20 protein-coding genes are annotated in these 25,150 nt (G+C 72.3%); 12 read left to right on the top strand and 8 right to left on the bottom strand.

Annotated elements, in window-relative coordinates; all coding sequences use genetic code 11:
* Positions 1 to 42 precede the first annotated feature (42 nt).
* Positions 43 to 1,305: an arginine deiminase gene (locus tag OG392_RS34100; protein ID WP_329285956.1), complete on the top strand. Its 1,263-nt coding sequence runs from the start codon at positions 43 to 45 to the stop codon at positions 1,303 to 1,305.
* Positions 1,306 to 1,424: 119 nt separating this feature from the next.
* On the opposite strand, the gene OG392_RS34095 is transcribed toward OG392_RS34100, so the two are convergent.
* The 5 genes from OG392_RS34095 to OG392_RS34075 all read right to left on the bottom strand — a co-directional run bounded on the left by OG392_RS34095 (position 1,425) and on the right by OG392_RS34075 (position 5,096).
* Positions 1,425 to 1,928, bottom strand: a complete 504-nt coding sequence (locus OG392_RS34095) for a DUF1269 domain-containing protein (protein ID WP_329285954.1) — start codon at positions 1,926 to 1,928, stop codon at positions 1,425 to 1,427.
* A gap of 29 nt (positions 1,929 to 1,957) precedes the next feature.
* The gene (locus OG392_RS34090; RefSeq protein ID WP_329285952.1) at positions 1,958 to 2,584 is read right to left on the bottom strand and encodes an FxLYD domain-containing protein; all 627 of its coding nucleotides are present in this window, start codon (positions 2,582 to 2,584) and stop codon (positions 1,958 to 1,960) included.
* Between the two features lie 73 nt (positions 2,585 to 2,657).
* Entirely contained in the window at positions 2,658 to 3,752 is a 1,095-nt protein-coding gene (locus OG392_RS34085) for a baeRF3 domain-containing protein (RefSeq protein ID WP_329285950.1), read from the bottom strand.
* A gap of 50 nt (positions 3,753 to 3,802) precedes the next feature.
* On the bottom strand, positions 3,803 to 4,291 hold the full coding sequence (locus OG392_RS34080; RefSeq protein WP_329285948.1) for a DUF1269 domain-containing protein: 489 nt from the start codon (positions 4,289 to 4,291) through the stop codon (positions 3,803 to 3,805).
* A 223-nt stretch (positions 4,292 to 4,514) separates the two neighbouring features.
* Positions 4,515 to 5,096 (bottom strand): TetR/AcrR family transcriptional regulator, encoded by a 582-nt coding sequence (locus OG392_RS34075; RefSeq protein ID WP_329285947.1) that lies wholly within the window; start codon positions 5,094 to 5,096, stop codon positions 4,515 to 4,517.
* Between the two features lie 427 nt (positions 5,097 to 5,523).
* On the opposite strand from OG392_RS34075, the gene OG392_RS34070 reads away from it, so the two are divergent.
* The 5 genes from OG392_RS34070 to OG392_RS34050 all read left to right on the top strand — a co-directional run bounded on the left by OG392_RS34070 (position 5,524) and on the right by OG392_RS34050 (position 14,434).
* Positions 5,524 to 6,708, top strand: a complete 1,185-nt coding sequence (locus tag OG392_RS34070; protein WP_329285945.1) for an agmatine deiminase family protein — start codon at positions 5,524 to 5,526, stop codon at positions 6,706 to 6,708.
* Between the two features lie 112 nt (positions 6,709 to 6,820).
* Positions 6,821 to 7,645 carry a DUF4436 domain-containing protein gene (locus OG392_RS34065; protein ID WP_329285943.1) on the top strand — a complete coding sequence of 275 codons (825 nt, stop codon included), beginning with the start codon at positions 6,821 to 6,823 and terminating at the stop codon, positions 7,643 to 7,645.
* 254 nt (positions 7,646 to 7,899) lie between these two features.
* Positions 7,900 to 9,150 carry a serine hydrolase domain-containing protein gene (locus OG392_RS34060; RefSeq protein ID WP_329285941.1) on the top strand — a complete coding sequence of 417 codons (1,251 nt, stop codon included), beginning with the start codon at positions 7,900 to 7,902 and terminating at the stop codon, positions 9,148 to 9,150.
* 180 nt (positions 9,151 to 9,330) lie between these two features.
* On the top strand, positions 9,331 to 10,095 hold the full coding sequence (locus tag OG392_RS34055) for a hypothetical protein (RefSeq protein ID WP_329285939.1): 765 nt from the start codon (positions 9,331 to 9,333) through the stop codon (positions 10,093 to 10,095).
* A 184-nt stretch (positions 10,096 to 10,279) separates the two neighbouring features.
* Positions 10,280 to 14,434, top strand: a complete 4,155-nt coding sequence (locus OG392_RS34050) for a bifunctional nitrate reductase/sulfite reductase flavoprotein subunit alpha (protein WP_329285937.1) — start codon at positions 10,280 to 10,282, stop codon at positions 14,432 to 14,434.
* A 27-nt stretch (positions 14,435 to 14,461) separates the two neighbouring features.
* On the opposite strand, the gene OG392_RS34045 is transcribed toward OG392_RS34050, so the two are convergent.
* Positions 14,462 to 15,226: an ankyrin repeat domain-containing protein gene (locus OG392_RS34045; protein ID WP_329285935.1), complete on the bottom strand. Its 765-nt coding sequence runs from the start codon at positions 15,224 to 15,226 to the stop codon at positions 14,462 to 14,464.
* A gap of 192 nt (positions 15,227 to 15,418) precedes the next feature.
* Here OG392_RS34045 and OG392_RS34040 point away from each other — a divergent pair, with 192 nt between their 5' ends.
* From OG392_RS34040 to OG392_RS34030, 3 genes are all read left to right on the top strand, one after another.
* Complete coding sequence (locus OG392_RS34040) at positions 15,419 to 16,504, top strand: sugar ABC transporter substrate-binding protein (protein ID WP_329285934.1); 1,086 nt, start codon at positions 15,419 to 15,421, stop codon at positions 16,502 to 16,504.
* A 162-nt stretch (positions 16,505 to 16,666) separates the two neighbouring features.
* Complete coding sequence (locus OG392_RS34035; protein WP_329285933.1) at positions 16,667 to 17,449, top strand: ATP-binding cassette domain-containing protein; 783 nt, start codon at positions 16,667 to 16,669, stop codon at positions 17,447 to 17,449.
* A complete protein-coding gene (locus OG392_RS34030) occupies positions 17,449 to 18,741 on the top strand; it encodes a sugar ABC transporter permease (RefSeq protein ID WP_329285931.1) in 1,293 nt (430 codons plus the stop codon). Before OG392_RS34035 ends, OG392_RS34030 begins: the two co-directional genes overlap by 1 nt.
* Positions 18,742 to 18,756: 15 nt before the next feature.
* Here the strand turns inward: OG392_RS34030 and OG392_RS34025 are convergent, their stop codons facing one another.
* Positions 18,757 to 20,490 (bottom strand): BCCT family transporter, encoded by a 1,734-nt coding sequence (locus OG392_RS34025; protein WP_443054995.1) that lies wholly within the window; start codon positions 20,488 to 20,490, stop codon positions 18,757 to 18,759.
* 207 nt (positions 20,491 to 20,697) lie between these two features.
* Here OG392_RS34025 and OG392_RS34020 point away from each other — a divergent pair, with 207 nt between their 5' ends.
* The 3 genes from OG392_RS34020 to OG392_RS34010 all read left to right on the top strand — a co-directional run bounded on the left by OG392_RS34020 (position 20,698) and on the right by OG392_RS34010 (position 24,544).
* Positions 20,698 to 21,435, top strand: coding sequence for a GntR family transcriptional regulator (locus tag OG392_RS34020; RefSeq protein WP_443054994.1), 738 nt, complete (start codon positions 20,698 to 20,700; stop codon positions 21,433 to 21,435).
* 206 nt (positions 21,436 to 21,641) lie between these two features.
* The gene (locus OG392_RS34015) at positions 21,642 to 22,937 is read left to right on the top strand and encodes an amidohydrolase family protein (RefSeq protein ID WP_329285927.1); all 1,296 of its coding nucleotides are present in this window, start codon (positions 21,642 to 21,644) and stop codon (positions 22,935 to 22,937) included.
* A gap of 254 nt (positions 22,938 to 23,191) precedes the next feature.
* The gene (locus OG392_RS34010) at positions 23,192 to 24,544 is read left to right on the top strand and encodes an amidohydrolase family protein (RefSeq protein WP_329285924.1); all 1,353 of its coding nucleotides are present in this window, start codon (positions 23,192 to 23,194) and stop codon (positions 24,542 to 24,544) included.
* 57 nt (positions 24,545 to 24,601) lie between these two features.
* On the opposite strand, the gene OG392_RS34005 is transcribed toward OG392_RS34010, so the two are convergent.
* Positions 24,602 to 24,976, bottom strand: a complete 375-nt coding sequence (locus tag OG392_RS34005) for a VOC family protein (protein ID WP_329285922.1) — start codon at positions 24,974 to 24,976, stop codon at positions 24,602 to 24,604.
* Positions 24,977 to 25,150 lie beyond the last annotated feature (174 nt).

Raw genomic sequence — 25,150 nt, 5'->3', positions numbered from 1 at the left:
TCCGACCCGTCCCCTCCTCACCCCGTACCCGAAAGGCCCCGCATGACCAGCAACGACGCTTCCGCCAAGCCCGCGCTCGGCGTGTACTCCGAGGTCGGACGGCTCCGCAAGGTCCTTGTCTGCTCCCCGGGGCTCGCCCACCGCCGGCTGACCCCGACCAACTCGGACGATCTGCTGTTCGACGACGTGATGTGGGTGGAGAACGCCCAGCGCGACCACGCCGACTTCGTCAACAAGCTGACCCAGCGGGGCGTCGAGGTCGTGGAGCTGCACACTCTGCTCACCGAGACGATGGCGATCCCCGAGGCGCGGGCCTGGCTCCTCGACCGGAAGATCATCGCCAATGAGGTCGGCCTGGGCCTGATCGACGACACCCGCGCCTTCCTGGACTCCGTCGCGGCCCGCGATCTGGCCGAGTACCTGATCGGCGGCCTGTCGACGGCCGACCTGCCCGACGCGTTCCGTTCCGGGTACGTCTCCCTGGCCCGCGAGGCCACGGGGGTGCGCGAGTACCTGATGCCGCCGCTGCCGAACACCCTCTACACGCGTGACACCACCTGCTGGCTGTACGGCGGCGTGACCCTCAATCCGCTGTACTGGCCGGCGCGGCACGGCGAGACGCTGCTCATGAAGGCGATCTACGGCTTCCATCCCGACTACAAGGACGCCACCGTCTGGTGGGGCGACCCCGAGCGGGACTGGGGCCAGGCCACCTTCGAGGGCGGCGACATCATGCCCGTCGGCAACGGCGTGGTCCTCATGGGCATGAGCGAGCGCACCTCCCGGCAGGCCATCACCCAGGTCGCCGCCTCGCTGTTCGCGAACGGCGCGGCCGACCGGGTCATCGTCGCGGGCATGCCGAAACTGCGCTCCGCGATGCACCTGGACACCGTCTTCACCTTCGCCGACCGGGACATCGTCACGCTCTACCCGAAGATCATGGACTCGGTCCATACCTTCACCCTGCGGCCCGGCGACACGGGCCCCGGCGTGGACATCACCGACGAGGAGGGCACCCCGTTCGTGGACGTGGTCGCCAGGGGCCTCGGCCTGTCGAAGCTCCGGGTCATCGAGACCGGCGGCGACGAGTACGCCTCCGAGCGGCAGCAGTGGGACAGCGGCAACAACGCCGTCGCCCTCGAACCCGGTGTCGTCTTCACGTACGACCGCAACACCCAGACGAACACGCTGCTGCGCAAGGCGGGCGTCGAGGTCATCACCATCGTGGGCGCCGAGCTCGGCCGGGGGCGCGGCGGCGGCCACTGCATGACGTGCCCGCTGATCCGGGAGGCCGTCGAGTTCTGAGGACGTGCGAACGGACCGGCCACCCCCCGTGGGAGGGTGGCCGGTCCGGTGTCTCCGGGCGGGGCCGTCAGCCGGTGTCTCCGTGCGGGGAGGTCACCCGGTGTCTCCGTGCGGGCCGGTCAGCCGGTCGGGTCGGGGCCCGCCAGCTGCTCGGCGAGCTCCCGCTCGCTCTCCTCCGACAGCGAGGTCTTGAGCACGGTTCCCCCGAACTGCTCCACGGCCGCGGCGAACCTGTTCTCGTCGACCGCCGACGCCATGACCACGACGGCGGACGAGCCGGGTGTCAGCAGCGACTGGACCTTGTCGCGGAACGTGTTGTCGACGCCCATCTGGTTCAGCTTGCCGATGAGCCCGCCGACGGCGGCGCCCACCACGCCGATCCCCGGCGTGAGGATGATCATGCCGAAGACCATGCCCCAGAGGGCGCCCGCGGTGGCCGAGAGAGCGGCCTCGCCCTTCCGTCTCGCCGGGGTGTCCACATGGGTCCGGCCGTCCGCGTCCACCGAGACGACGGCGAGTCCGGTCAGCTCGATCGCATGACCGTCCCCGAGCTTCTGCACCTCCTCGAAGACCCTGCCGGCGACGGCGCGATCCTCGTAGCCGAGGACGATGAGTTCGGACATACGGCTCTCCTCCTGTGTCAGTCCTGGCGTCAGTAGCGCTGTGCCTTGGTGAGCCGCGGGGTGAGCACGGGCTCGGAGGGCTGCCGGCTGATGACCAACGGCTGTTGGCGTTCGCCCGGTCCGAGGTCCTCGACGCCGGTGAACTGCGTCTCGACGACCTTCCCCGAGGGGTCGAGGAAGTCGACCTGCACGGCGTAGGAGGCTTCCTCGTCCGTCTTGTTGGTGATGTTCAGGACGACCGTCAGGACGCCGCCGGTGTCGGCGCGGGGCTTGCCGGTCATCGCGACCTCGTTCAGCGCGTTGCCCGGGGCCTTCACGTCCTCCAGCTCGTCCTCGGCCTCCTTCCGCGTGCGCTCCACCTCGGCGCCGATGGACGCCTTGCGCTCGGCCTCCCGTGCGGAGGCCGAGGCCGCCGCGGAGGAGGCGGAGGCGCGCGCGGACTCGACCGCCGCCGCCCCCGACGAGGCGACGGAGGACGGCAGTTCGCCCGAGAATCCGGCGGTGTCGGGGGCCGTGGGGCGTTCGCTGACGGCGGTACCGCCGGTGTCGTCGTTCCCCGTGTCGCAGGACACGAGGCCGACCGCGCCGAGGGCCGTGACGACGACGGCCGCGGCCGCGCTCGCCGCCCGTCCCGCGCGCGCCGTTGTGGGGTTCACAGGATGCGTCCTCTTCTCGTGAGCGTTCGTCGAACGGTCGGTCCGCGGTCGGCGTGGGGGCTCGGCGCGGTCGTCAGTAGCGCAGGACGCCGGCGATGCGGCCCATGTCGAGCAGGGCGTCGTCGCGGACGAACTGGACCTCGGCGCCCGTGTCGAGCGCCCGCTCGACGATCTCGTCGACCATGTCGTCCCGCGACCCCGGCTCGGTGGGCTCGGCGGGTTCCAGATGGCCGCCCTCGTCGCGTACGACGGTCCGGTAGTGGTCCTCGACGGCGAGCAGCCGGATCCGGCCCTCCTTCACCGCCTGCCACACCTCGTCGATGCCGCCGGCGAACTCGCGGCGTCCCCGGGCGGCGTCGAGTTCGGCCAGCACCGTGGTCGCCGCGGCGGCCTCGCGGGCGAGGCGGGCCGGCTCGACGGCCTCCTGGATCGCGCCGGCCGGTCCCTTGGCGAGCCCTCCGCGGTGAACGGGCGTCGCGCCCGGCCGGAGCGGTCCGGTGTCCTCCAGGAGGGCGAGGGCGGCGGGCTCACCGATCACGTACAGCGGGCGCGGCGCGGAGGCGAGGACGGCGCGCAGGGCCGTGTGCGCCTCGCGCAGGAACTGGCGGGTGGCCTCGTCCTGGAAGGTGCTGGGCAGGTCGCCGACCCGCTCCTTGCGCTCCGCGTCCGGGTCTTCGAGGCTGCGGGTGAGCGGGAAGCCGTCCCCGGTGTGCTCGGTGACCCGCTCGGGGCTTCCGCTCCACAGCGAGACGCGGTCGGCCGAGACGGCGAGCGCCCAGGAGGGCTGCTCGGCGGCCTGGGCGGCGACGAGGTTCCGGGTGAGGAAGGTGTCGGCGAGGACGACGCGTTCGGGGACCGACCGGGCCACCGTCCACACGTAGTGCTCCCCCGGGGCGACGAGGACGATCAGGCCGTCCTCGGCATGAGCGAGGTCGGTCTCGGCCACCGCACGGCTCAGCTGGTCCATGACGTCGGCGCGCCGCTCGCGGGTGACCGCCGGATCGTCCTGGATCGCCTTCTCCGCCGCGGCCACGAGGTTGCGAAGGCGCACGGGGTCCTGGGTGTTGTCCGGCTCGCGGCGATGGGTGGGCATCACGAGGGACACGGCGGGGTACGGGCGGGGCTGACGCAGCTTCGCGAGTACGTCGCTGCCGAGCACGGGGTCCATGAGGAAGCCTTCCTGGCGAATTCCGGCGGTTCTGCGGTGGGGGCGGACGGTTACTGAGGGCCGGTGAGCTGCTCGGCCAGGTCCTTCTCGTCCTCGTCGCTGAGCGAGGTCTTGAGGACGGTGCCGCCGTGCGGTCGCATGGCCACGGTGAACTTGTCGTCGGTGACCTTCGAGGCCATGATCACGACCGCGGCCGTACCGGGCTTGAGGAGGTCCTGCACCTGCTGGCGGAACCGGTCGTCGACGCCGGACTTGCTGATCTTCCCGACGAGCCCGCCGAGGGCGGCTCCGGCCAGCAGTCCCACGCCGGGGAGCAGGAAGAGGAGGCCGAAAATGGCTCCCCACACGGCACCGGAGGCGGCGGAGGCACCGACGAGACGGCTGTCGGTGTCGACGTGGGTGCTGCCGTCGGCGTCGACGGAGACGATCGCGAGACCGTTGAGGTGCACGACGTAGTCGCGTTGCAGTTCCTGCACCGTGCCGTACGCCTGCTCGGCCACCCGGGGGTCCTCGTATCCGATGACGATGAGCTCAGCCATTCCCGCCTCCTGCGGAGAAGGGGCCATGAAGTGTCATCGTGTCCCGATATATCCACCCTCGCGACTCGGTGTTCCCCTCAATGGGCGTACGGGGCCCACCGGCGGCGCGCGACGGACGCGGAGGCTCGGGGCGCGCGAAGGACGCGCGGCCGCGCGACCCGGCGGTCGGCTTCCGCCCCGGTCGTCCGGTCGCCCGGACGACGGATCGCCGCCCGGCCGACTCCTACTGCCGGTTCAGCGCGGCCAGCTCCACGTCGACGGCTTCCCGCAGCAGCGTGCGCGCGTGGTCGATCGCGATGCCGCCGCTCAGCCAGCGCATGCTCAGACCCTCCAGAAGCGCGGTGAGCCGTTCCGCGGCGGCGGCGAGCGTGGCCGCCGGCGCCATCGGCCGCACCTGACCGAGGAGCGCGGCCACTTCCTGCACCCAGATCAGGGTCGCCCGCGCGAGGTCCTCGCGCAGGACCGGGTCGAAGACGGCGCTCGCCCGCAGCTCGCCCCAGGCCGAGCTGTTCTCCCGTACCTCCGGCGTGTCCTGGAGTTCCAGGAGGAGGACCTCGTCGAGTTCCCCGCGGGGGCCGAGGGGCTCCTCGTCGGGGTCGCGCTGCGTGGTGTACCGCTCGGCGCGGTCGTTGATGAACTCCAGCGTGTGCCGCAGGATCCCGGTCCGGTCCTTGAAGTGGTAGTAGATCAGGCCGGTGGAGACCCCGGCCTCCGCGGCGAGTTCCTCCACGCGCAGACCGCGCACCCCGCGCCGGGCGATCACCCGGGCGGCCGCTTCCAGGATCTGAGTACTGCGAGACGACATGCCCCGAACCCTATCCGCTCCCCTCCTCCGGCCGTCCGGCCGATCCCCGCCCACCAGGGAGGACGTCGCCCTTCCGCTGCCCGATCGCACTCGGCCGCCGCCCGGGCGGCGCGGTCACGCGGCCGGCTCCCGCATTGACCGGCTTTTCAGGTTCCACAACCCGGGAACCCCTCTTCCGGCGGCTCCGAGAGGGTCCAGGCAGGAGGGAGCCTTGCAGGCCAGGCGCTGCACGAGCTTGACTGAAAATCCAGTCAGTGCCAGAGTGGCGCCACGGCCCGCCCCCACTCATGTCCGGGTGTCCGACCGTCTCCGGGCGCCGGTCATCCGTGTGAAGCCCAGGCCCGCGAATCCGCCACGCCGCGCGCGTTTCGTCACGATCCGCCCGCCGCCGCTGGATAGTCTCGCCAGCCCACGATCGGAGCACAGCGTGTCCCACCCCTCTCCCACCCGCCGCACGGCCCTCCGCGCCTTCGCCGGAATCGGTGGCACCCTCGCCTTCGGCGCCGCGGCCTGCGGCCCCGGCGACCCCACGCCGGCCGGCGCCACCGGCTCCTCCACCCGCCCGGCCACCGGCTCCTCCCGCCCCGCCTCCGAGGGCGGCGAGCGCCGCTTCGGCGCCGAGTGGGACAGCCACGTCCGTACGTTCATGTCGTGGCCCGCGCTCGCCTCCGTCTGGGGCGACGACCTGCCCTACGTACGCGAGGACATCGCCCGCATCGCCCGGGCCGTCGCCGAGTACGAGGCCGTCGTCATGATGGCCCGGCCGGCCCAGGTCGCCGAGGCGCAGCGCGCCTGCGGCTCGCAGGTCGAGGTCATCGCGATGCCGGTCGACGACCTGTGGGCCCGCGACACCGTGCCCGTCTTCGTGGAGGACGGCGACCGGCTCATCGGGGTGGACTTCAACTTCAACGGCTGGGGCGACAAGCAGGAGCACACCAACGACGCCCAGGTGGGCCGTCTGCTGCTCCGCAAGTACGGCATCCCCCGCGAGGTGGCACCGCTCGTCGCCGAGGGCGGCTCCTTCGAGACCGACGGCGAGGGCACCCTCCTCGTCACCGAGAGCTCGATCGTCAACGACAACCGCAACCGGGGGAAGACCCGGGACCAGATCGAGGACGAGCTGATCGAGACCCTCGGCGTCGAGAAGGTGGTCTGGCTGGCGGGCGTCCGCGGCGAGGACATCACCGACGCCCACGTGGACAGCCTCGTCCGCTTCACCGCGCCCGGCGTGGTCCTCCTCGACCAGGCGTTCCCCGGCTCTCCCCCGGACTCCTGGTCCCGCTCGGCCGACCAGGCACGCTCGGTCCTGGAGAAGGCGACCGACGCCCGGGGCCGCCGCTTCGAGATCATCGACCTGCCGCAGCCCGACCTCGACCGGATCACCGGCGAGGGCGACGACTTCGTCTCCACCTACGCCAACTTCTACGTCGCCAACGACTCGGTCTTCATGCCCAGGTTCGGTGACAAGGCGGCCGACGACCGGGCCCGGGGCATCCTCCAGGAGCAGTTCCCCAAGCGGGACGTCGTCCAGGTGCAGATCGACACCATCGCCTCCGGCGGCGGCGGGATCCACTGCGCGACCCACGACCAGCCGGGCAGGCCCGCCGCCTGAGCCGCCCGCCCCTTCACCCCTCCCTCCCCGTCCTCCTCCCGTCTGGAGCACGTTCGTGTCCGTCAAGCGACGTCAACCGCGGTCCCCCGGCGGGCCGCTGAGCGTGGGACTCGTGCTCCTGGCCGTCGTGGCGGCCGCTCTCTGCGGGCTCTGGCTCCAGTTCGGCGAGCGCCAGGACCTGGACACCCGGTACACCGCCGGCGGCCAGGCTCCCGACCGGATCGACATCGACGCCTCCGTGCAGCGCGTCGACGCCGCCGGCCGGGAGCTCGTCCTGCGGCTCCTCGTCACTCCCCGCGGCGCCCTCGCGGAGGCGGGCGGCATCTCCCCCGCGGAGGACCTCACGCTCCAGACCTCGTCCTCCGTACGCGGGGACCTCACGTTCCCCGCCCACAGCCGGATCGCCACCGTCGACGTGCCCGTCACGCTGACGGGCGGCCCGATCACGGACTATCCGTTCGACGCGTACGAGACGGACATGGAGTTCGGTGCCGTGCAGGGCGGCGAGAGCGTCCCCGTACGCATGACGCTCACCAACCGGGACGCCCTGTTCTCGCTCGCCGTCGACACCTCGGAGATCAAGGGCGCGGCCGTCTTCTCGGCGGAGGTGGCGCGCTCCCGCAGCGTGCTGGTCTTCTCCGTGTTCATGATGCTGGCGATGTGGGCGCTCGCCGTCGCCGTCCTCCTGGGCGGCCGGCACCTCGTCAGGCGACGGATGGGGCTGACCTGGCCGGCGCTCGGCTGGATGGCGGCCACGCTGTTCGCCCTGGCCGCCTTCCGGAACACCGCCCCGGGGACGCCGCCCATCGGCAGCCTCCTCGACTACCTGGCCTTCTTCTGGGCCGAGATGCTCATCGCGTTCTGCGTCATCGTGGTGGTCGTCCGGGCCGTCCGGGCGGAGGGTCCGCCGCCACCGCGCGACACACCCGTCCCCTGACGCGAGGCCGTGCGCGCGCGGGCCGGCGTCGGCCTTCCCGGGGCGGAGGCGCCACGGGGCGGAGACGCAAGGCTGCGGAGGCGCCACGGGGCGGCCGCGGCGGCGTCCCCGGCGGAACCGTCACGGGGCGGCTCGCGCCGGCCGTCGCACGACGCGTCCGGACGGGGCTGTCGTCTGCCCCACACGGGCGGGTCTCGCGCGGTCCGCGGAGTGTTCACCGCAGGTCGCCGCCCCGCCCGGACATAGTGCGGGGCATGACGCACACCCCCCTCCCCCCGCGCACGCGCACGCGTGCGCGGTCGCGCGCAGCTCTGCTCTGCGCCGCCCTCCTCGCCCTCACCGTCCAGACGACGGCCGTGGCACCCGCGCTCGCCGAAGGGCCGGGCGGCCGCGGCGGATCCGACTGCGTACGGACCGAGGGCCGCCTCGACGGCAAGGCCCGCAAGGTCCTGGACATCACCCGCACGGCCAAGAAGGACCTCCGGCTGAACGCCGTGCAGGTGCGGGTCACGGTCGACGGGCGCGAGGTCCTCACGGACGCGCTCGGCGAGTCCATGACCGGTGTCCCGGCCGAGCCCGGTATGCACTTCCGCGCCGGCTCCGTGGCCTTCGCCCACATCTCGACCGCCCTCCTCAAGCTGGTCGAGGAGCGGCGGGTCCGGCTCGACGACACCGTCGAGCGCTGGCTGCCCGACCTGCCCAAGGCGGACCGGATCACCCTGCGCATGCTGGCGTCCAACACCACGGGCCTCCACGACTACGTCACCGACCCGGAGTTCCTGAAGGAGCTGGAGGCCCACCCCTTCCGGGCCTGGACCCCCGAGCAACTCGTCGCGTATCCGCTCCGCCACTCCTTCTGGTACGAGCCGGGCACGAGCTGGAGCTACTCCCACGCCAACTACGTCTACCTGGTCGAGGCGCTGGAGAAGATCACCGGAGTACGGATCGACCGTCTGGTGAGGGAGAAGGTCACGGGGCCCCTGGAGCTGCGGAACACGCGGAACAACTTCACGCCCGACATCCCGCGGCCCGTCCTGCACGCCTTCACCTCGGACCGCGGCATCTACGAGGAGTCCACGTTCTGGAACCCGTCGTGGACCACCGCGCCCGGGGCCGTCATCACCACCGACATCTGTGACCTGGCGCGCTCGGCGCGGGGCATCGGCAGCGGCGAGCTCCTCTCGCCCCGCTCGTACCGCACCCTGCTCGACCCGGGCACGGTCGGCCTCGGCGGCGGGACCGCGACCTGCCCCGCGACGATCTGTCTGAAGCAGACCGAGGCGGCGCACTTCGGCCTCGGGGTCATCGTGGTCAACGGCTGGATCCTGCAGAACCCCTCGTTCTCCGGGTACGCCGCCATCCAGGCGTACCTCCCGTCCAAGCGTCTCGCCATCGCGGTCTCCGCGACCAAGACGGCGACCACGCCCGACGGCAACCAGGCCGAGGTGGTCGCCGAGCGGATCGCGGCCGCGCTCGCCCCTGGGGACCCGCTCGCGATCAGCTGATCCCCGGGCGACGCGATCCGGACCATCGCGCGATCCGCACCGAGGCTCCGCCGCCCACCGGCGGAGCCTCACCGTCGCCGACCGGCCCGCGCACCGATCTGAGTAGCCGTACTCATGGCCCGGAGCGGGGCCCGGCGGGACCATGGCGCGAGGGTGTGGACAGGCTCTGAGGGGGGCGGCATGAACAAGGTCGTGGGTGTGTTCGTGGCTGCGGGACTCGCGGTCGGCGCGCTGGTCCTGGCGTACGCGGTGGGGGTGCCGCCGGGCACGCTGCTCGCCGTGGGGGCCGGCGCCCTCGGTCTGCTGTGGCTGCTGCTGCTCCTCACCGCTCCGTGGAACCTGTACTTCCGCGCCCATGCGGTCCTCGCCGAGATCGCGGTCAGCCGGGAGAAGGGCATCACCGTCCCCAAGGAGCGGGACACCGAGGCGCGGCGGATCGCGCGCGTGATGCTGCGGGCCGCCGTCGCCGGGCACGTGGTGACGGCCGGCGTGGCCCTCGCCGTGGCCGCGGCGACCGGCCGCGAGGCGGGCTACTGGTTCGCCGGGTTCTTCCTCCTCAGCACCTTCTTCAGGCCGGCCGGGGCGTACTTCGGCCAGCTGCGGCGGAGGCTCGGCGTCCTGCTCAAGGACGTGACGTTCCCACGGGACGACGTGGTGGCGCTGACCGGCCGGGTCGCCGCCCTGGAGAACGGGGCCTCGGTGCTCGACGGCAAGGCGGAGGAGCAGTACCGGGCCCTCGCCGAGCTGCGCCGTACGGTGGACGCCGTCGCGCTCTCCGCGCACGAGCGTGCCGACGGGACCGACCGGAGGATCGCGGCGCTGGCGAGGGAGTTCGAGTCCACGGTGAACCGCCTCACCGACAACGAGGAGATCATCACCGGCCTCAAGGCCTTCCTGCGGCTGCTGCGCGCCACCGATGTCACCGGAGGCTCCACCGCTTCGTGACGTCGAGCCCCGCTCGCGAGACCGGTCCGGCAGCGGCGTCCACGCGCGCGTACCCACGGTTCTCACACCGCGCCCGCCGCCGCTGTGTGACCGGTGTTACGGACCATGATCCGCCGGGTTGACACAGGTGTAACGGGCATTTCGTACGGTCGGGGCTCGAACGGTTCCACAGAGAGGCGCCCCGGTGACCCGACAGGACACGCCGACCCCCCTGCGCGGTACGGCCGGTACGCCCGACCGGGTGCGGACCGTCTGCTCGTACTGCGGTGTCGGGTGCGGCCTGCTCCTGGACATCGGCACCGGACCCGACGGGCGCCGCACCGTCCTGAAGGCGACGGGCGACAAGGACCACCCCGCCAACCGGGGGCGCCTGTGCACCAAGGGCGCCACCACCGCCGATCTGCTCGCTGCCCCCGGACGTCTGACCACCGCGCTCGTACGGGAGGAACGCGGGGGCGATCCCGTGCCGGCCGACACCGACCGGGCCCTCACCGAGACCGCCCGCCGACTGCGCGCGATCATCGACGAGCACGGGCCCGACGCCTTCGCGCTCTACGTCTCCGGCCAGATGAGCCTGGAGGCCCAGTACCTCGCCAACAAGCTCGCCAAGGGCTTCATCGGCACCAACCAGATCGAGTCCAACTCGCGGCTCTGCATGGCGAGCGCCGGCACCGGCTACAAGCTCTCCCTCGGCGCCGACGGCCCTCCCGGCTCCTACGACGACCTCGACCGGGCCGATGTCTTCCTCGTCATCGGCTCCAACATGGCCGACTGCCACCCCATCCTGTTCCTCCGCATGATGGAGCGGGTCAAGGCCGGGGCGAAGCTGATCGTCGTCGACCCCCGCCGCACCGCCACCGCCGACAAGGCCGACCTCTTTCTGCGGATCAAGCCCGGGACGGACCTCGCTCTGCTCAACGGACTCCTGCACCTGCTGCACGAGAACGGCCGCACCGACGCCGGCTTCATCGCCGCGCACACCGAGGGCTGGGAGGCGATGCCCCCGTTCCTCGCCGACTACGCGCCCGCCGCCGTCGCCCGTACCACCGGAATACCCGAGGCCGACATCCGTACCGCCGCCGAGTGGATCGGCGCGGCGGGCGAATGGACCAGCTGCTGGACCATGGGCCTCAACCAGTCCACCCACGGCACCTGGAACACCAACGCCCTGATCAACCTGCACCTGGCGACCGGGGCGATCTGCCGCCCCGGCTCGGGCCCCTTCTCCCTGACCGGCCAGCCCAACGCGATGGGCGGCCGGGAGATGGGCTACATGGGCCCCGGCCTCCCCGGCCAGCGTTCGGTCCTGGTCGCCGAGGACCGGGCCTTCGCCGAGGACCTCTGGGACCTCCCGCCCGGCACGATCCGCGAGGACGGCTCCGGGCAGGGCACCATCGACCTCTTCCGGCGCATGGCGGACGGCGAGATCAAGGCCTGCTGGATCATCTGCACCAACCCGGTCGCCTCCGTCGGCAACCGCGGCACCGTAGTCGAGGGCCTGCGGGCCGCCGAACTCGTCATCACCCAGGACGCGTTCGCCGACACCGAGACCAACGCGTACGCGGACGTCGTCCTGCCCGCCGCCCTCTGGACGGAGACCGAGGGCGTACTGATCAACAGCGAGCGCGGCCTCACCCTCACCCGGCCGGCCGTCGAACCGCCCGGGGAGGCGCTCGCCGACTGGCGGATCATCGCCCGTGTCGCGTGCGCGATGGGGTACGAGAAGGCGTTCTCGTACGACAGCGCCGAGGAGGTCTTCGAGGAGATCAGGCGCGCCGGGAACCCCCGGACCGGATACGACCTGAGCGGGGTGACGTACGAGCGGCTGCGGGGCACCCCCGTCCAGTGGCCCGCGGCGGGCGGGGGTCCGGCGCGGAACCCGATCCGGTACGTGGAGGGGAGCGGCGACGGGCGGGGGAAGGGGCCCGTCTTCCCGACGGCGAGCGGCCGGGCCGTCTTCCACGCCCGGCCGCACATCGACCCCGCCGAGATGCCCGACGACGCCTTTCCGTTCGTGCTCAACACCGGGCGGCTCCAGCACCAGTGGCACACCCTCACCAAGACCGGCAAGGTCCCCAAGCTCAACAGGCTCAACCCGGCGCCCTTCGTCGAACTGCACCCCGAGGACGCCGCGCGGCTCGGCATCGCGGAGGACGACCCCGTGGAGATCGCCTCGCGGCGCGGGAAGGCCGTGCTGCCGGCCGTGGTCACCGACCGGGTGGCGCCGGGGAGCTGCTTCGCGCCGTTCCACTGGAACGACCTCTTCGGCGACGGCCTGTGCGTGAACGCCGTCACCAACGACGCCGTCGATCCGCTGTCCTTCCAGCCCGAGCTGAAGGTGTGCGCGGTGGCGCTGACGAAGGCGGCGGTTCCGGTGGTCGCGCCGGCCCCGGCGCCGGCCGCGGAGGCGCCCGTGGTCCCGCTGGTCCCGAAGGTGGTCATCCCGAGCGGTGGCATGGCGCCCGGCCCCGCGGCCGCCTTCGGCCTCGAACCCAGCCCGCCGCCCGTCCTCTCCGCCGAGGAGCGGCAGTATCTGGTCGGCTTCCTCGCCGGTCTGGAGTCGGGTGCGCCCGGAGTACCCGTCCTGCCGCCCGGCGCGCCGTTCCGCACGGAGCACGCGCGGTGGGTGAACGGGGTGCTGGCCGGCCTGTACTCCCGGGCGCCGCAGACCGCCCCGGCCGAGGGCGCGGGCGCGGCGGGCCGTGAGGTCGTCGTGCTGTGGGCCTCGCAGACCGGCAACGCCGAGGACTTCGCCGCCGCCACCGCCGAGCGGCTCCTCTCCGCGGGGCACCGGGCCGCGCTCACGGGCATGGACCAGACCGACCTCACGGCGCTGCCTCCCGCCGCCGACCTGCTGCTGATCACCAGTACGTTCGGGGACGGGGACGCGCCGGACAACGGCTCCGGCTTCTGGGACGCGCTGGCCGCGCCCGACACCCCGCGCCTCGACGGTCGCCGCTATGCCGTGCTCGCCCTCGGGGACTCCTCGTACGGTGACTTCTGCGGCCACGGGCGGCGCCTGGACCATCGTCTCGACGAGCTCGGGGGCGTCCGCCTGGCACCCCGTACCGACTGCGAACCGGACTACGAGACCTCCGCCCGCGCCTGGCTCGACCAGGTCCTGGCCGGGCTCTCGGACGTGCCTGAGGCGCTCTCCGAGGCACCCGCTCCTCCCGCCGTCCCCGCTTCGGTTCCCGCACCCGCTCCGGCCCGTCGCCCCGGCCCGGCCACCACCCCCGCCCGGCTCGTCGGCAACCGGCTGCTCAGCCTGCCGGGCGCGGGCAAGGAGGTCCGGCGGTTCACCTTCGACACCAGCGAGAGCGGGGCGCCGCTCGGCTACGAGAGCAGCGACGCGCTCGGCGTACGGCCCGTCAACTGTCCGGATCTCGTGGCCGAATGGCTGGCCGTCACCGGTCTCGACGCGGACTCCCCCGTGGAGCTGCCCGGCCAGGAGCCGGTGCCCTTCGGCGAAGCCCTCCACCGCCACCTCGACATCACCCGTGCCACCCCCTCGCTCCTCGGCTTCGTCACCGAGCGGACCGGCGACCGCGACCTCAAGCGCCTCCTCCGGCCCGACAACAAGGACGGGCTCGCCCAGTGGGCCTGGGGGCGGCAGGCCGTGGACGTCCTCGCCGAGCATCCCGTGCGCGCCTCCGCCCAGGAGTGGGCCGAGGTCCTCGGCCGTCTCAGGCCGCGCCTGTACTCGATCTCCTCGAGTCCCCTCACCGACCCCCATCAGGTGTCCCTGACCGTCTCCGTGGTGCGCTACGAGAACCGTCACGGGCGCCTGCGCAAGGGCGTCTGCTCGCCGTTCCTCGCCGACGCCGAAGCCGGCGCCCCCGTCCCCGTGTACGTCCAGCGGGCCCCGCACTTCCGGCCTCCCGCCGATCCGTCGACCCCGATGGTGATGGTGGGGCCGGGCACGGGGGTGGCGCCCTTCCTCGGCTTCCTCGACGAGCGCCGGGCACTCGGCCACCGGGCCCCGAACTGGCTCTTCTTCGGCGAGCAGCACCGCGCCACGGACTTCTACTACGAGGAGGAGCTCGGCGCCCTCCTCGCCGACGGCACCCTCGACCGTCTCGACACGGCCTTCTCCCGCGACCAGCGCGCCAAGGTCTACGTACAGGACCGGATGCGCGAGCACGGGCCGCAGCTGTGGTCGTGGCTGCAGTCCGGCGCGCACTTCTACGTCTGCGGGGACGCGGCCCGGATGGCGAAGGACGTCGACCGGGCGCTGCGCGACATCGCCGTGGCGCACGGCGGGCTCGACGAGGAGTCGGCGGGGGTGTACGTCAAGCAGCTGGCCGCCGACAAGCGGTACGTGCGGGACGTGTACTGACGGTCCGCGGCCCGGGGGCGACCGGGCTCACCCTCCGTCGGCCGCCCGGCGCTCCGCGGCCGTCCGGGCCCCTCGGCCGGTCAGCCAGCCGGCCACCTCGTCCGCCTTCTCGGCGCGGGCGATGTCGAGCGGGGTGAGACCGTTCCAGCCGATCCGGTCGATGTCCGCCCGGGCGTCCAGGAGCCGTACGGCGACGGCGAGCCGGCCGCCCTGGCAGGCGCCCCAGAACGCCTCGTCGATCTCCTGCGGCGTGGGGGCGGGGTCGGCGGTGAGGCGCGCCTCGACCCGGTCGAGGAGGCCGAGGGTCGCGGCGTCCTGGAAGGTGGGGCGGGCTCCGAGTTCGAGCAGTCTGCGGGCGGCGCGCCACTGTCCGAAGGCGCGGGCGTCGGTCAGCGGCGTACCGTCGGCGATGACCGCTCCGTCGGCCTCGATGTCGGCTCCGGCGGCGACGAGCGCGTCGATCATCAGGACGTCGTCGTTGCTCGCCGCCCAGTGCAGGGGGGTCTCCCGGTGGGCTCCGGTGAAACGGGCGTCCGGGTCGGCGCCGGCCTCGACGAGGACGGCGACGGTCTCCGGGCCGCGCGGCCGGTGGCCGGGCCAGTCGGTGGCGAGGTGCAGCAGGCTCCGGCCGCCGGGGCCGCGGCCCTCCCGGTCCTCGACGACCCGGGCACCGGCCAGGCCGGGGTGCCCGGCGAGCAGTCCGCGCAGGGCGTCGAGGTCGCCGGTGACGATGGCCTCGGTGACGGCGACGGCCACCGGATCCCGGGAGCTGAGCGTGCGCGGAGTCGGCATGCCGCCAGGGTGCCGCACCGGGGACGGCGGCGCACGGACCGGGTCCGTCGCGGCGGCGGGGGGACCGGCCGGAGCCGGGTCACCCGCTTGCCGGTCCTCAGCTTGACGCTAATGTCGATATATAGGCCACATGTGCATCCTCCGTCCCGCACTCATCAGGCGGCGGGAGGCGGAGTACGGAAGGAGCCTCCCATGACCCGTACATTGCGGGGCGCGATAGCCCTCGCCGGAGCCACCGCCCTCTGTCTGGGCGCCGTGGCGACCAGCGGGGCGGCCCAGCCGGGGGCGGCGGCACAGGACGATGTGAGGATCGGCCTGCTGCTGCCGGAGAGCAAGACCACGCGGTACGAGAAGTTCGACCGGCCGTACATCGAGGCCAAGATCAAGGAACTGGCACCCGGCGCCCAGATCGACTACTACAACGCCGCGGAGAGCGCCACCACCCAGCAACAGCAGGTGAACACCGCGCTGGCCAAGGGCGACAAGGTCCTGATCCTGGACGCCGTGGACGCGAAGTCGATCCAGTCCTCCGTGCAGAAGGCCCATGACGCGGGCGTGAAGGTCGTCGCGTACGACCGCCTCGCGCAGGGCCCGGTCGACTCGTACGTCTCGTACGACAACCGCAAGGTGGGTGAGCTGCAGGGCCAGGCGCTCCTCGACGCGCTCGGCGACAAGGCGTCGAGCGGCCAGATCGTGATGCACAACGGGTCGCCGACCGACCCGAACGCGGCGGAGTTCAAGGCCGGCGCACACTCGGTCCTGGACGGCAAGGTGAAGATCGGCAAGGAGTACGACACGCCGAACTGGGACCCGAACAACGCCAACCAGCAGATGTCCGGCGCGATCAGCGCCCTGGGCAAGGACAACATCGTCGGCGTGTACTCGGCCAACGACGGACTGGCCGCCGGTATCGCCACGGCCCTGAAGGCGGCGGGCATCAACGTGCCGCTGACCGGCCAGGACGCCCAGCTCGACGCGATCCAGCGGATCCTGCTCGGCACGCAGACGATCACCATCATGAAGCCGTACAAGCCGGAGGCGGACATCGCGGCCCAGATGGCGGTCGACTTCGCCGAGGGCAAGCCGCTCCCGTCGGACCTGGTGCCCACCACCGTCACCAGCGGCAGTGGCCAGAAGGTCCCGGCCAACCTGCTCACGCCGGTCGTGGTCGACAAGACCAACATCAAGGACACCGTCGTGAAGGACGGCCTGTACACGGTTCAGGAGATCTGCACCCCGACGTACGCCGCTGCCTGCAAGGACGCCGGCCTCCAGTAGCCGCGCGGTGATTCCGTCCCGGCGCACACCATTCCGCCCGGGCGCACGGCAGTTCCGTCCCGGGCGCACCGGTCCCGGGCTTCCATCCCGACGCGCGGCCCTTCCGCCCCCCTCGGGGGCGGAGCGGCCCGCGCGGACGGGCGAGCGGAGGAGGCGGTTCCTTTGCCGGAGCCACCCGTGCTCTCACTGCGGGGGATCTCCAAGCGGTTCGGCGCGGTCCAGGCGCTGAAGGACTTCGACCTGGACGTGCACCCCGGTGAGGTGGTCGCGCTGGTCGGCGACAACGGCGCCGGCAAGTCGACCGCCGTCAAGTCGATCGCCGGGGTGAACCCGCCCGACGAGGGCGTCATCACCTGGGAGGGAAAGCCGGTCTCCATCAGCCGGCCGCACGACGCCCAGAACCTCGGAATCGCCACGGTCTACCAGGACCTGGCGCTGTGCGACAACCTCGACGTGGTCGCCAACCTGTTCCTCGGCCGGGAACTGCGGCGCTTCGGCGTGCTCGACGAGGTCCGCATGGACCAGCGGGCCCGTGAGCTGCTCGACACCCTGTCCATCCGCATCCCGAGCGTCCGCATCCCCGTGGCCTCGCTCTCCGGCGGTCAGCGCCAGACGGTGGCGATCGCCCGTTCCCTGATCGGCGCTCCGAAGGTCGTCATCCTGGACGAACCCACCGCCGCTCTCGGCGTGGAGCAGACGGCCGAGGTCCTCGACCTGGTCGAACGGCTCCGCGAGCAGGGCCTCGGGACCATCCTGATCAGCCACAACATGGTGGACGTGATGGCCGTCGCCGACCGGATCGCGGTGATGCGCCTCGGCCGGAACAACGGCTTCTTCGACAAGCGCTCGACGACCACCGAGGAGATCATCTCCGCGATCACGGGGGCCACCGACAGTGCCGTCACCCGCCGCCAGGCGCGTAAGCGGGAGCAGGAGGAGGAGTGATGAGACGCGACCGAGGCCGCGACCCCTCCGGCGCCGGCGACTCCGCGAGCCAGGAGCCGGCATCCGGTGCCGTACCCGCCGTCGACACCCGTCTGCTCGTCCGCGAGGAGGGCGTGAAGGGGTACGTCGACGAGTTCCGGCGCAAGCTGCGCAGCGGCGAACTGGGTTCGCTGCCCGTCGTACTCGCCGTGATCATCATCTGGACCGTTTTCGGCAGCCTGAACAGCACGTTCCTCTCGGCGCAGAACCTGTCCGACCTCAGCCAGCAGATCGTCGGCACGGGCATGATCGCGGTCGGCATCGTCTTCGTGCTGCTGCTCGGCGAGATCGACCTGTCCGTCGGCTCGGTGAGCGGCCTGTGCGCCGCGATCTTCGCCGTGCTCAACGTCCTGAACGGCATGAACGAGTGGCTGGCGCTGCTCGTCGCCATCGCGGGCGGCGCCGCCGTCGGGCTCATCCAGGGCTTCTTCTTCGCGAAAGTCGGCGTGCCGGCGTTCGTGGTGACCCTGGCGGGCAACCTCGCCTGGAACGGACTCATGCTCCAGGTGCTGGGCTCCAGCGGCACGGTCAACATTCCCAGCGAGAGCATCGTCTCCAAGCTGTACTCGACGATCTACCACAGCCCGGCGGCCGCCTACGTGGCGGCGGCGGTCGGGGTCGGCCTGTTCCTGGCGGCCTCGCTGCTGGACGCCCAGCGCCGCAGGGCGGCCCGGGTGCCGTTCCGGCCGATCGCCGAGATCGTCCTGCGGACGGTGGTCATCGCCGCGATCGCCTTCGTCACCGCGTACATCCTCAACCAGTACCAGGGGCTGCCGCTGGCGCTGCTGATCTTCCTGATCCTGCTGGTGCTCCTGGACTTCGTGCTGCGGCGCACCACGTACGGCCGCCGGATCTTCGCGGTCGGCGGCAACATCGAGGGCGCGCGCAGGGCCGGCATCAGCGTGCCGTTCATCCGGATGACGGTCTTCTCGATCGCCGGGACGATGGCGGCGGTCGGCGGCCTCTTCCTCGCCGGGCAGATCCAGTCCGCGAGTCAGACGTCCGGCGGCGGCAACCTCCTGATGAACGTGATCGCCGCGGCCGTCATCGGCGGTACGAGCCTCTTCGGCGGCCGCGGCACCGTCTGGTCGGCGCTGCTCGGCGCGCTGGTGATCGGCTCCATCCAGTCGGGCATGAACATCATGGGCGTGAGCAACGCCGTCCAGTTCATGATCACTGGTTCGGTGCTGCTGGCCGCCGTGGTCGTGGACTCCCTGTCCCGCCGCACCCAGAAGGCGGCGGGCAGGGCGTGAACGGCCGCGCGGGGTTCAGGGCGCGTCGGTGTCCTGGGTGCCGGGGCCGATCCTCAGCTCGAAGTCGCCGTCGTACTGCTCGTGGCCGGCGATCACCGCGAGTTCGACGACCTCCACACCCACCTCGCCGCGGACGATCAGCGGGTCCTTGCGGAGGTCCCGCATCAGGGCCACGCACATGCCGATCATCACCAGCACGAACGGGGCCGCCACCAAGATCGTCAGATTCTGCAGACCCGCGAGGGCATCGCCCTGGCCGTCGCCGATGAGGAGCATGATGGCGGCGACCGCGCCGGTCACGACGCCCCAGAACACCACCACGGGGCGGGTGGGTTCGAAGGCGCCGCGCTGGGAGAGCGTGCCCATGACGATCGAGGCGGCGTCCGCGCCCGAGACGAAGAAGATGCCGACGAGGATCATCACGAGCAGACTCATGGTGCCGGTGAGCGGGAACTCCTGCAGCACTCCGAAGAGTTGACCTTCCGGGGTCGACTCGCCCGCCAGGTCGCCCTGCTCGCTGAGCTTCATCGCCGTGCCGCCGAAGATGGCGAACCACACCAGGCTGACCGTGCTGGGCACCAGGATGACGCCGCCGACGAACTGACGGATGGTGCGGCCCCGGCTGATCCGGGCGATGAACATGCCGACGAAGGGCGTCCACGAGATCCACCAGGCCCAGTAGAAGACCGTCCAGCTGCCCAGCCAGTCATGGATCTCCGCACCGCTGGTGGCCTCCGTGCGGCCGGCGAGCTGCGGCAGTTCGTCGATGTAGGCGGCGATCGACGTGGGCAGCAGGTCGAGCACGATGATGGTGGGGCCCGCGATGAACACGAACAGGGCGAGCACCCCGGCGAGCACCATGTTGATGTTGGAGAGCCACTGGATGCCCTTCTCCACACCGGACACGGCGGAGAAGACGAAGGCCACGGTCAGCACGGCGATGATGGCGACGAGCAGCCCCGTGCCGGTCTTCTCCATCCAGCCCAGCTCCTCGAAACCGCTGCCGATCTGGAGCGCGCCCAGACCGAGCGAGGCCGCGGAGCCGAAGAGGGTGGCGAAGATGGCCAGGATGTCGATGACCCGCCCGGGCCCTCCGTACGCCGCCTTCTCACCGATCAGGGGGACGAACACGGCGCTGATGGTCTGACGGCGCCGCCGCCGGAACGTGGAGTACGCGATGGCGAGGCCGACGACCGCGTAGATCGCCCACGGATGGAGCGTCCAGTGGAAGAGGGTGGTGGCCATGGCGGTCTGCATGCGCTCGGCGGAGTCCGCGGGGTGGGTGCCGGGCGGCGGGGTTCCGTAGTGGGCGAGCGGCTCGCTCACCCCGTAGAACATCAGGCCGATCCCCATACCGGCGCTGAACATCATGGCGATCCATGACACCGTCCGGAACTCCGGGCCCTCGCTCTCCTGGCCGAGCTTGATCCGGCCGTAGCGGCTGATGGCCAGCCAGAGCGCGAAGACCACGAAGCCGGACGCGGCCAGCATGAACGCCCAGCCGCCGTTGCGGATGAGCCCTTCGAGGAGATCGCTCGACGCGCTCTCCAGGCTGTCCGTGGCCGTGGAGCCCCAGACGACGAACGCCACGGTGAGGACTGCGGTGACACCGAACACGATCCGGTCGGTACGGGCGCGCTGGTGGTGGTCTGGGCGGCCCGGGAGGTCCGCCGTCACCGGCAGCCCTTCCCGCCCGCCCCGTTCGGCGCCTGTTCGGCGACCGTCCGGCCCCTGATCTTCCTGCGACACAGATGGCACCTTTCCCGGGCAAAGCGGTATTTCATCACAAACCTGACGATGTCTCTGTAAGGCAGTACCACAGCCGGGGCCGAACCGTGCGGACCAACAGACCCCGACGGCTTGACCGGTGACCGCCGACCGGCCGACGTATCCTCGCCCCGGGCACCCCGAACGGGGGACGAGCGGCACGGCGGAGCAGGGAAGAGGTCGGGGCGAGTGACGGACGGACGACGGGCCGACTCGACGGCCGCGGGGGACGGGACGGCGAGCACGAGCCCCGCACCGGGGCCGGGCCCGGCCCACGCCACCTCCTCGCCTGCGCCGCTGAGCACGCGCGCGCGTGAGGCGGTCCTGCAGCGGATCGTGGACCGGCGGTACGCCCAGGGCGCCCGTCTCGTCGAGCGCGAGGTCGCGGAGGAGCTCGGCATGTCGCGCGTGCCGGTGCGCGAGGCGCTGCGTGCCCTGGCCACCGAGGGTCTCCTGGAGCTGCTCCCGCACAGCGGCGTGCGCGTCCGCCGCCTGGAACCCGCCGACGTGGAGCACCTGTACGAGGTGTGGGAACCGCTCACGGTCCAGGCGTCCCGGCTGGCCGCGCGGGCGCGCGCCGCGGGCGACTCCGAGGGGCTGGCCGCCCTCGAAGCGGCGCTGCACCAGGCCGAGTCGGCGGCCGCCGCGGACGAGGCGACCCGCGAGGTGGCCGCCCACACGGCGTTCCACGAGCGCATGGTGGCGATGTCGGGCAACCCGCTGCTGGCCCGCACGATGGAGCAGCTGAGCTGGCAGCTGCGGCTCGTGTTCGGCCTGCGCGAGGAGCCCGCGCACATGCGGGCCCAGCACGCCGAGATGTACCGGCACATCGCGGCGGGGGACGCGGAGGCGGCCGCGGCGAGCGCGCTGCTGCACGTCCGGGACAGCAGGGCCGTGGCGCTGCGGTCCCTCTTCGGCGAAGCCTGAGGGCGGAGGCGGCCGGACGCCGCCCCCCATTCGTATACCAAGACGCCCGATCACGCACCCCTCAAGACGCCGAGGCGGGCATCAACTAGGACACATCCGGACCGGAACGGGTGTTTCCGATTCCTTGGATCATCGCCCTTGTCCGCCGCCTCTCACTTGGTATACAAAATGCGGAAGCCGTCGACCCACTCCCCCAAGGAGCACCCATGTGCGTCGAAGCCATCCCGCCGCCCTCCAGCACACTGACCCGCCGCGGGATCCTCGCCGGGGCGGCCGCCCTCGCGGGCACCATGGCCGCGGCGGGGCAGGCGACCGCCGCCGTCGACGGCCGCGGAGCCTCCTCCGGGCGCCGCGCCCCCGGCACCGCCGCACGGCTGGGACACCTCGTGATCCAGGGCGGCACCCTCCTGGACCCGGCCACCGGCGAGGTCACCGAGAACGCCGTCGTCGTCATCGAGGACGGCACCGTCCGGGCCGCCGGCCGCCGGGGCGCAGTCGCCGTACCGCAGGGCGTCGAGGTGCTCGACGCGCACGGCCGCTGGATCCTGCCGGGCCTGGTCGACGCGCACATCCACCTCAGCACCGCGGCCGAGGCACGCGACGCCGTCCGCAAGGGCGCGACGAGCGCGCGCAGCGGATCGACCTCCTTCTACCAGGACATCGCCGTCCGCGAACTCGCCCGGCACAGCCCCGCGCTCGCGCCGCGTCTGACGGCCGCCGGCGTGTTCGTGACCCCGGACCTCGGCGACACCGTGCTCGCCGACCCCGACCTCACCCCGCTCGCCCGTCTCAAGGACGGAGTGCGCTCGGCGGAGGCGCTGCGGCGGGTGGTGGAGGTGAACCTCGCCCGCGGCGCGGACGTGATCAAGACCCGGGTCAACGAACGCGCCGGGCTCCCTGAGCAGGACCCGCTGGCCCAGGTCTACTCGCGCGAACAGCTCGCCGAGATCGTGGCGGCGGCCCGGCGCCGCGGCAAGGGCGTCCTCTGCCACAGCTACAGCGAGCAGGGCTGCCACGACGCCGTCATGGCGGGCATCCGCTCCCTGGAGCACGGCGCGTTCGTCGGCGAGCACACGCTGCGCGAAATGCGCCGCCGGGGGACGTACTTCACGCCGACCCTCACCGCGATCGCCGGACTGGCCGAGTCGTCCGACCCGGTCCTCGCCGAGCGCGGACGCACCTACCTGCCGGTCCTGAAGCGCGCGGTCCTCGCCGCGCACGAACTCGGGGTCCCGCTCGCCGCCGGCACCGATTCGTCGGGCGGCGTCGTGGACCCGATCGGCGGTGAGGTCGTCCTGATGCACTCCGCGGGCCTGTCTCCGCTCGACGCGATCCGCACGGCGACGACGGGCGCGGCCCGTCTGCTGGGCCTCGACCGCACGGCGGGCCGCCTCACCCGCGGCCACGCCGGCGACGCACTCCTGCTGTCGGGCGACCCGCTGGCGGACCTGACCGTGCTGGAGCGTCCCGTGGGGGTGGTACGGGCGGGAGTCGTGGCCTGAGCCGTCCCGCGCGTACGGCACCCCCGGCCCGGCACGCCACCGCCCACGGCTCCCCCACGACGGCCGCCCTCCGCCGCCCCCTCTCCCCACCGGAGTCGTCACGCATCCGGCGTGCGACCTCCACCGGCGTCGCCGCAGATCCGGCAGGCGGCCCGCACCGGCGTCTCCGCACATCCGGCAGGCGGCCCCATCCGTGTTGCCCGCCCTCACCGCGACGGCGTCGCCGTCCCGTCCCGCCCCTCGAAGGAGCCCCCATGCAGTCGTCCTCCCCCTCCTCCCCCGGCCCGCTGTCCCGTCGCACGATGCTGGCGGGAGCCGCAGCGCTGGCGGGTGCCACGGCCTCCGCGGCCGCCACGGCCGGGCCCGCGACGGCGGCGGCCCCGGCCGCCTCCGGAACGGCGACATCCGGCACCTCGGGGCGCAGGACCAGGACGGTCGTCTTCCGCGACGTCCGCCCGTTCGGCGCGGCGAGGGTCAGGGACCTCGTGGTCGTCGACGGCCGGATCTCGGACCGTCCGGCGCCGCACGGCGCGAAGGTCGTCGACGGGGGCGGCCGGATCGCGCTGCCGTCGCTCGTCGACGCGCACATCCACCCCGACAAGACGACCTGGGGCGGTTCGTGGGTGTCCCGGCGGCCGGCGAGCGCGATCGCCGACTACGTGGCGCAGGACGTCGAGCTGTTCCGCAGCCAGCGGCGCCCGGTGGTCGAACGGGCCTACGGGCTGATGTCGCACGCCGTGTCCCGGGGCACCCGCGGCATGCGGGCCCACGCGGACGTGGCACCGGCGTACGGCCTGGCGGGGGTGGAGGGCGTGGCCGAGGCCCGTGAGCGGTTGCGTCACGCCCTCGACGTCCAGATCGTGGCGTTCCCGCAGCACGGGGTGATCCGGACGCCCGGCACCGCCGCGCTCCTGGAGAAGGCCGCGCGCGAGGGCCTCATCGACATGATCGGCGGCATCGACCCGATCGGTTTCGACAACGCCCTCGACGATCAGCTGGACGTCGTGTTCGGCATCGCGGACCGCCACGGTGTGGGCGTGGACATCCACCTGCACGACCGGGGCGAGAAGGGCATGAAGGCGATGCGCGGCATCGTGGACCGCACGCGCGCGCTGTCCCTGGCAGGAAAGGTGACGGTCAGTCACGTGTTCTGTCTGCCGGGCCTGACGGACCGTGAACTGGGTTCGATCGCAGCCGACCTGGGTGATCAGGACATCGCGCTGACCACGGTCGCGCCCTCGGACTCACTGGTCCTCCCGATCGCGCGCCTGCGGGAGCACGGAGTGCGCGTCGGGCTCGGGTCGGACGGCGTGCGGGACTCGTGGAGCCCCTTCGGGAACGCCGACATGATGCATCGGGCGCACATCCTCGGCTGGGTGACGGATGTACGGCTGGACGACGAGCTGAGGGACTGTTACGACGTCGCGGCGCACGGGGGCGCGGACGTGATGGGTCTGGCGCACGCGGACTTCACGGCCGGATCCCCGGCCGACTTCGTCCTGGTCCGGGGCGAGTGCCTGCCGCAGGTGGTCGTGGACATGCCTCGCCGCGACATGGTGGTGCACGGCGGGGTCGTGGTGGCCAGGGACGGCGAGTTCCTGGCCTGAGGCAGGGCCGCGGTCCGGCCGGGCACCAGGCCGGTGCCCGGCCGGACTCGACTCGCCCTACAGGTAGGGCCGAGTGATCAGCTCGAACGCGTGACCGCCCGGGTCCTTGAAATAGACCCCCCGGCCACCGTGCTCGTCGTTCGTCTCACCGGGCCGCTTCATCTGCGGGTCGGCCCAGTGCTCGACGCCCTGGTCGCGGAGTCGCTGGTGGGCCCGCTCGAAGAGCTCGTCGTCGACGAGGAAGGCGTAGTGCTGCATCTGGATCTCGACCGGCGGCTCGGCGAACTGGATGAGCACGCCGTCGGCCAGCTGGACGTTGACGAAGGGCCCCCAGGACGGCGCTTCGGGGAGTTCCAGCAACTCCCGGAAGAACCGCGCGGACTCGTGGCGGTCCTTGGCGGCGATGATGGTGTGGTTGAACGTGACTGCCATGTGGATGACCTCGCTGTTGATTCGGCACGAAAAGGGACTCGTCGCAGTGCCTGAGCACTGGGGGTCCGCGTGCCGAACCGCGGGGGTGCGTCGAACGCACCCGCGGAGCGATCAGTCGTCCACCGGATGGCCCGTCTGTGTATGGCGTCGAATCGCCGGTCCGGTGTTCACGCC

Origin of the sequence: Streptomyces sp. NBC_00691, from assembly GCF_036226665.1 — a bacterium.
In the GTDB taxonomy this organism is placed as follows: domain Bacteria; phylum Actinomycetota; class Actinomycetes; order Streptomycetales; family Streptomycetaceae; genus Streptomyces.
Note: the sequence above shows the minus strand (reverse complement) of the source record. Positions and strands in the feature narration are given on the sequence as shown.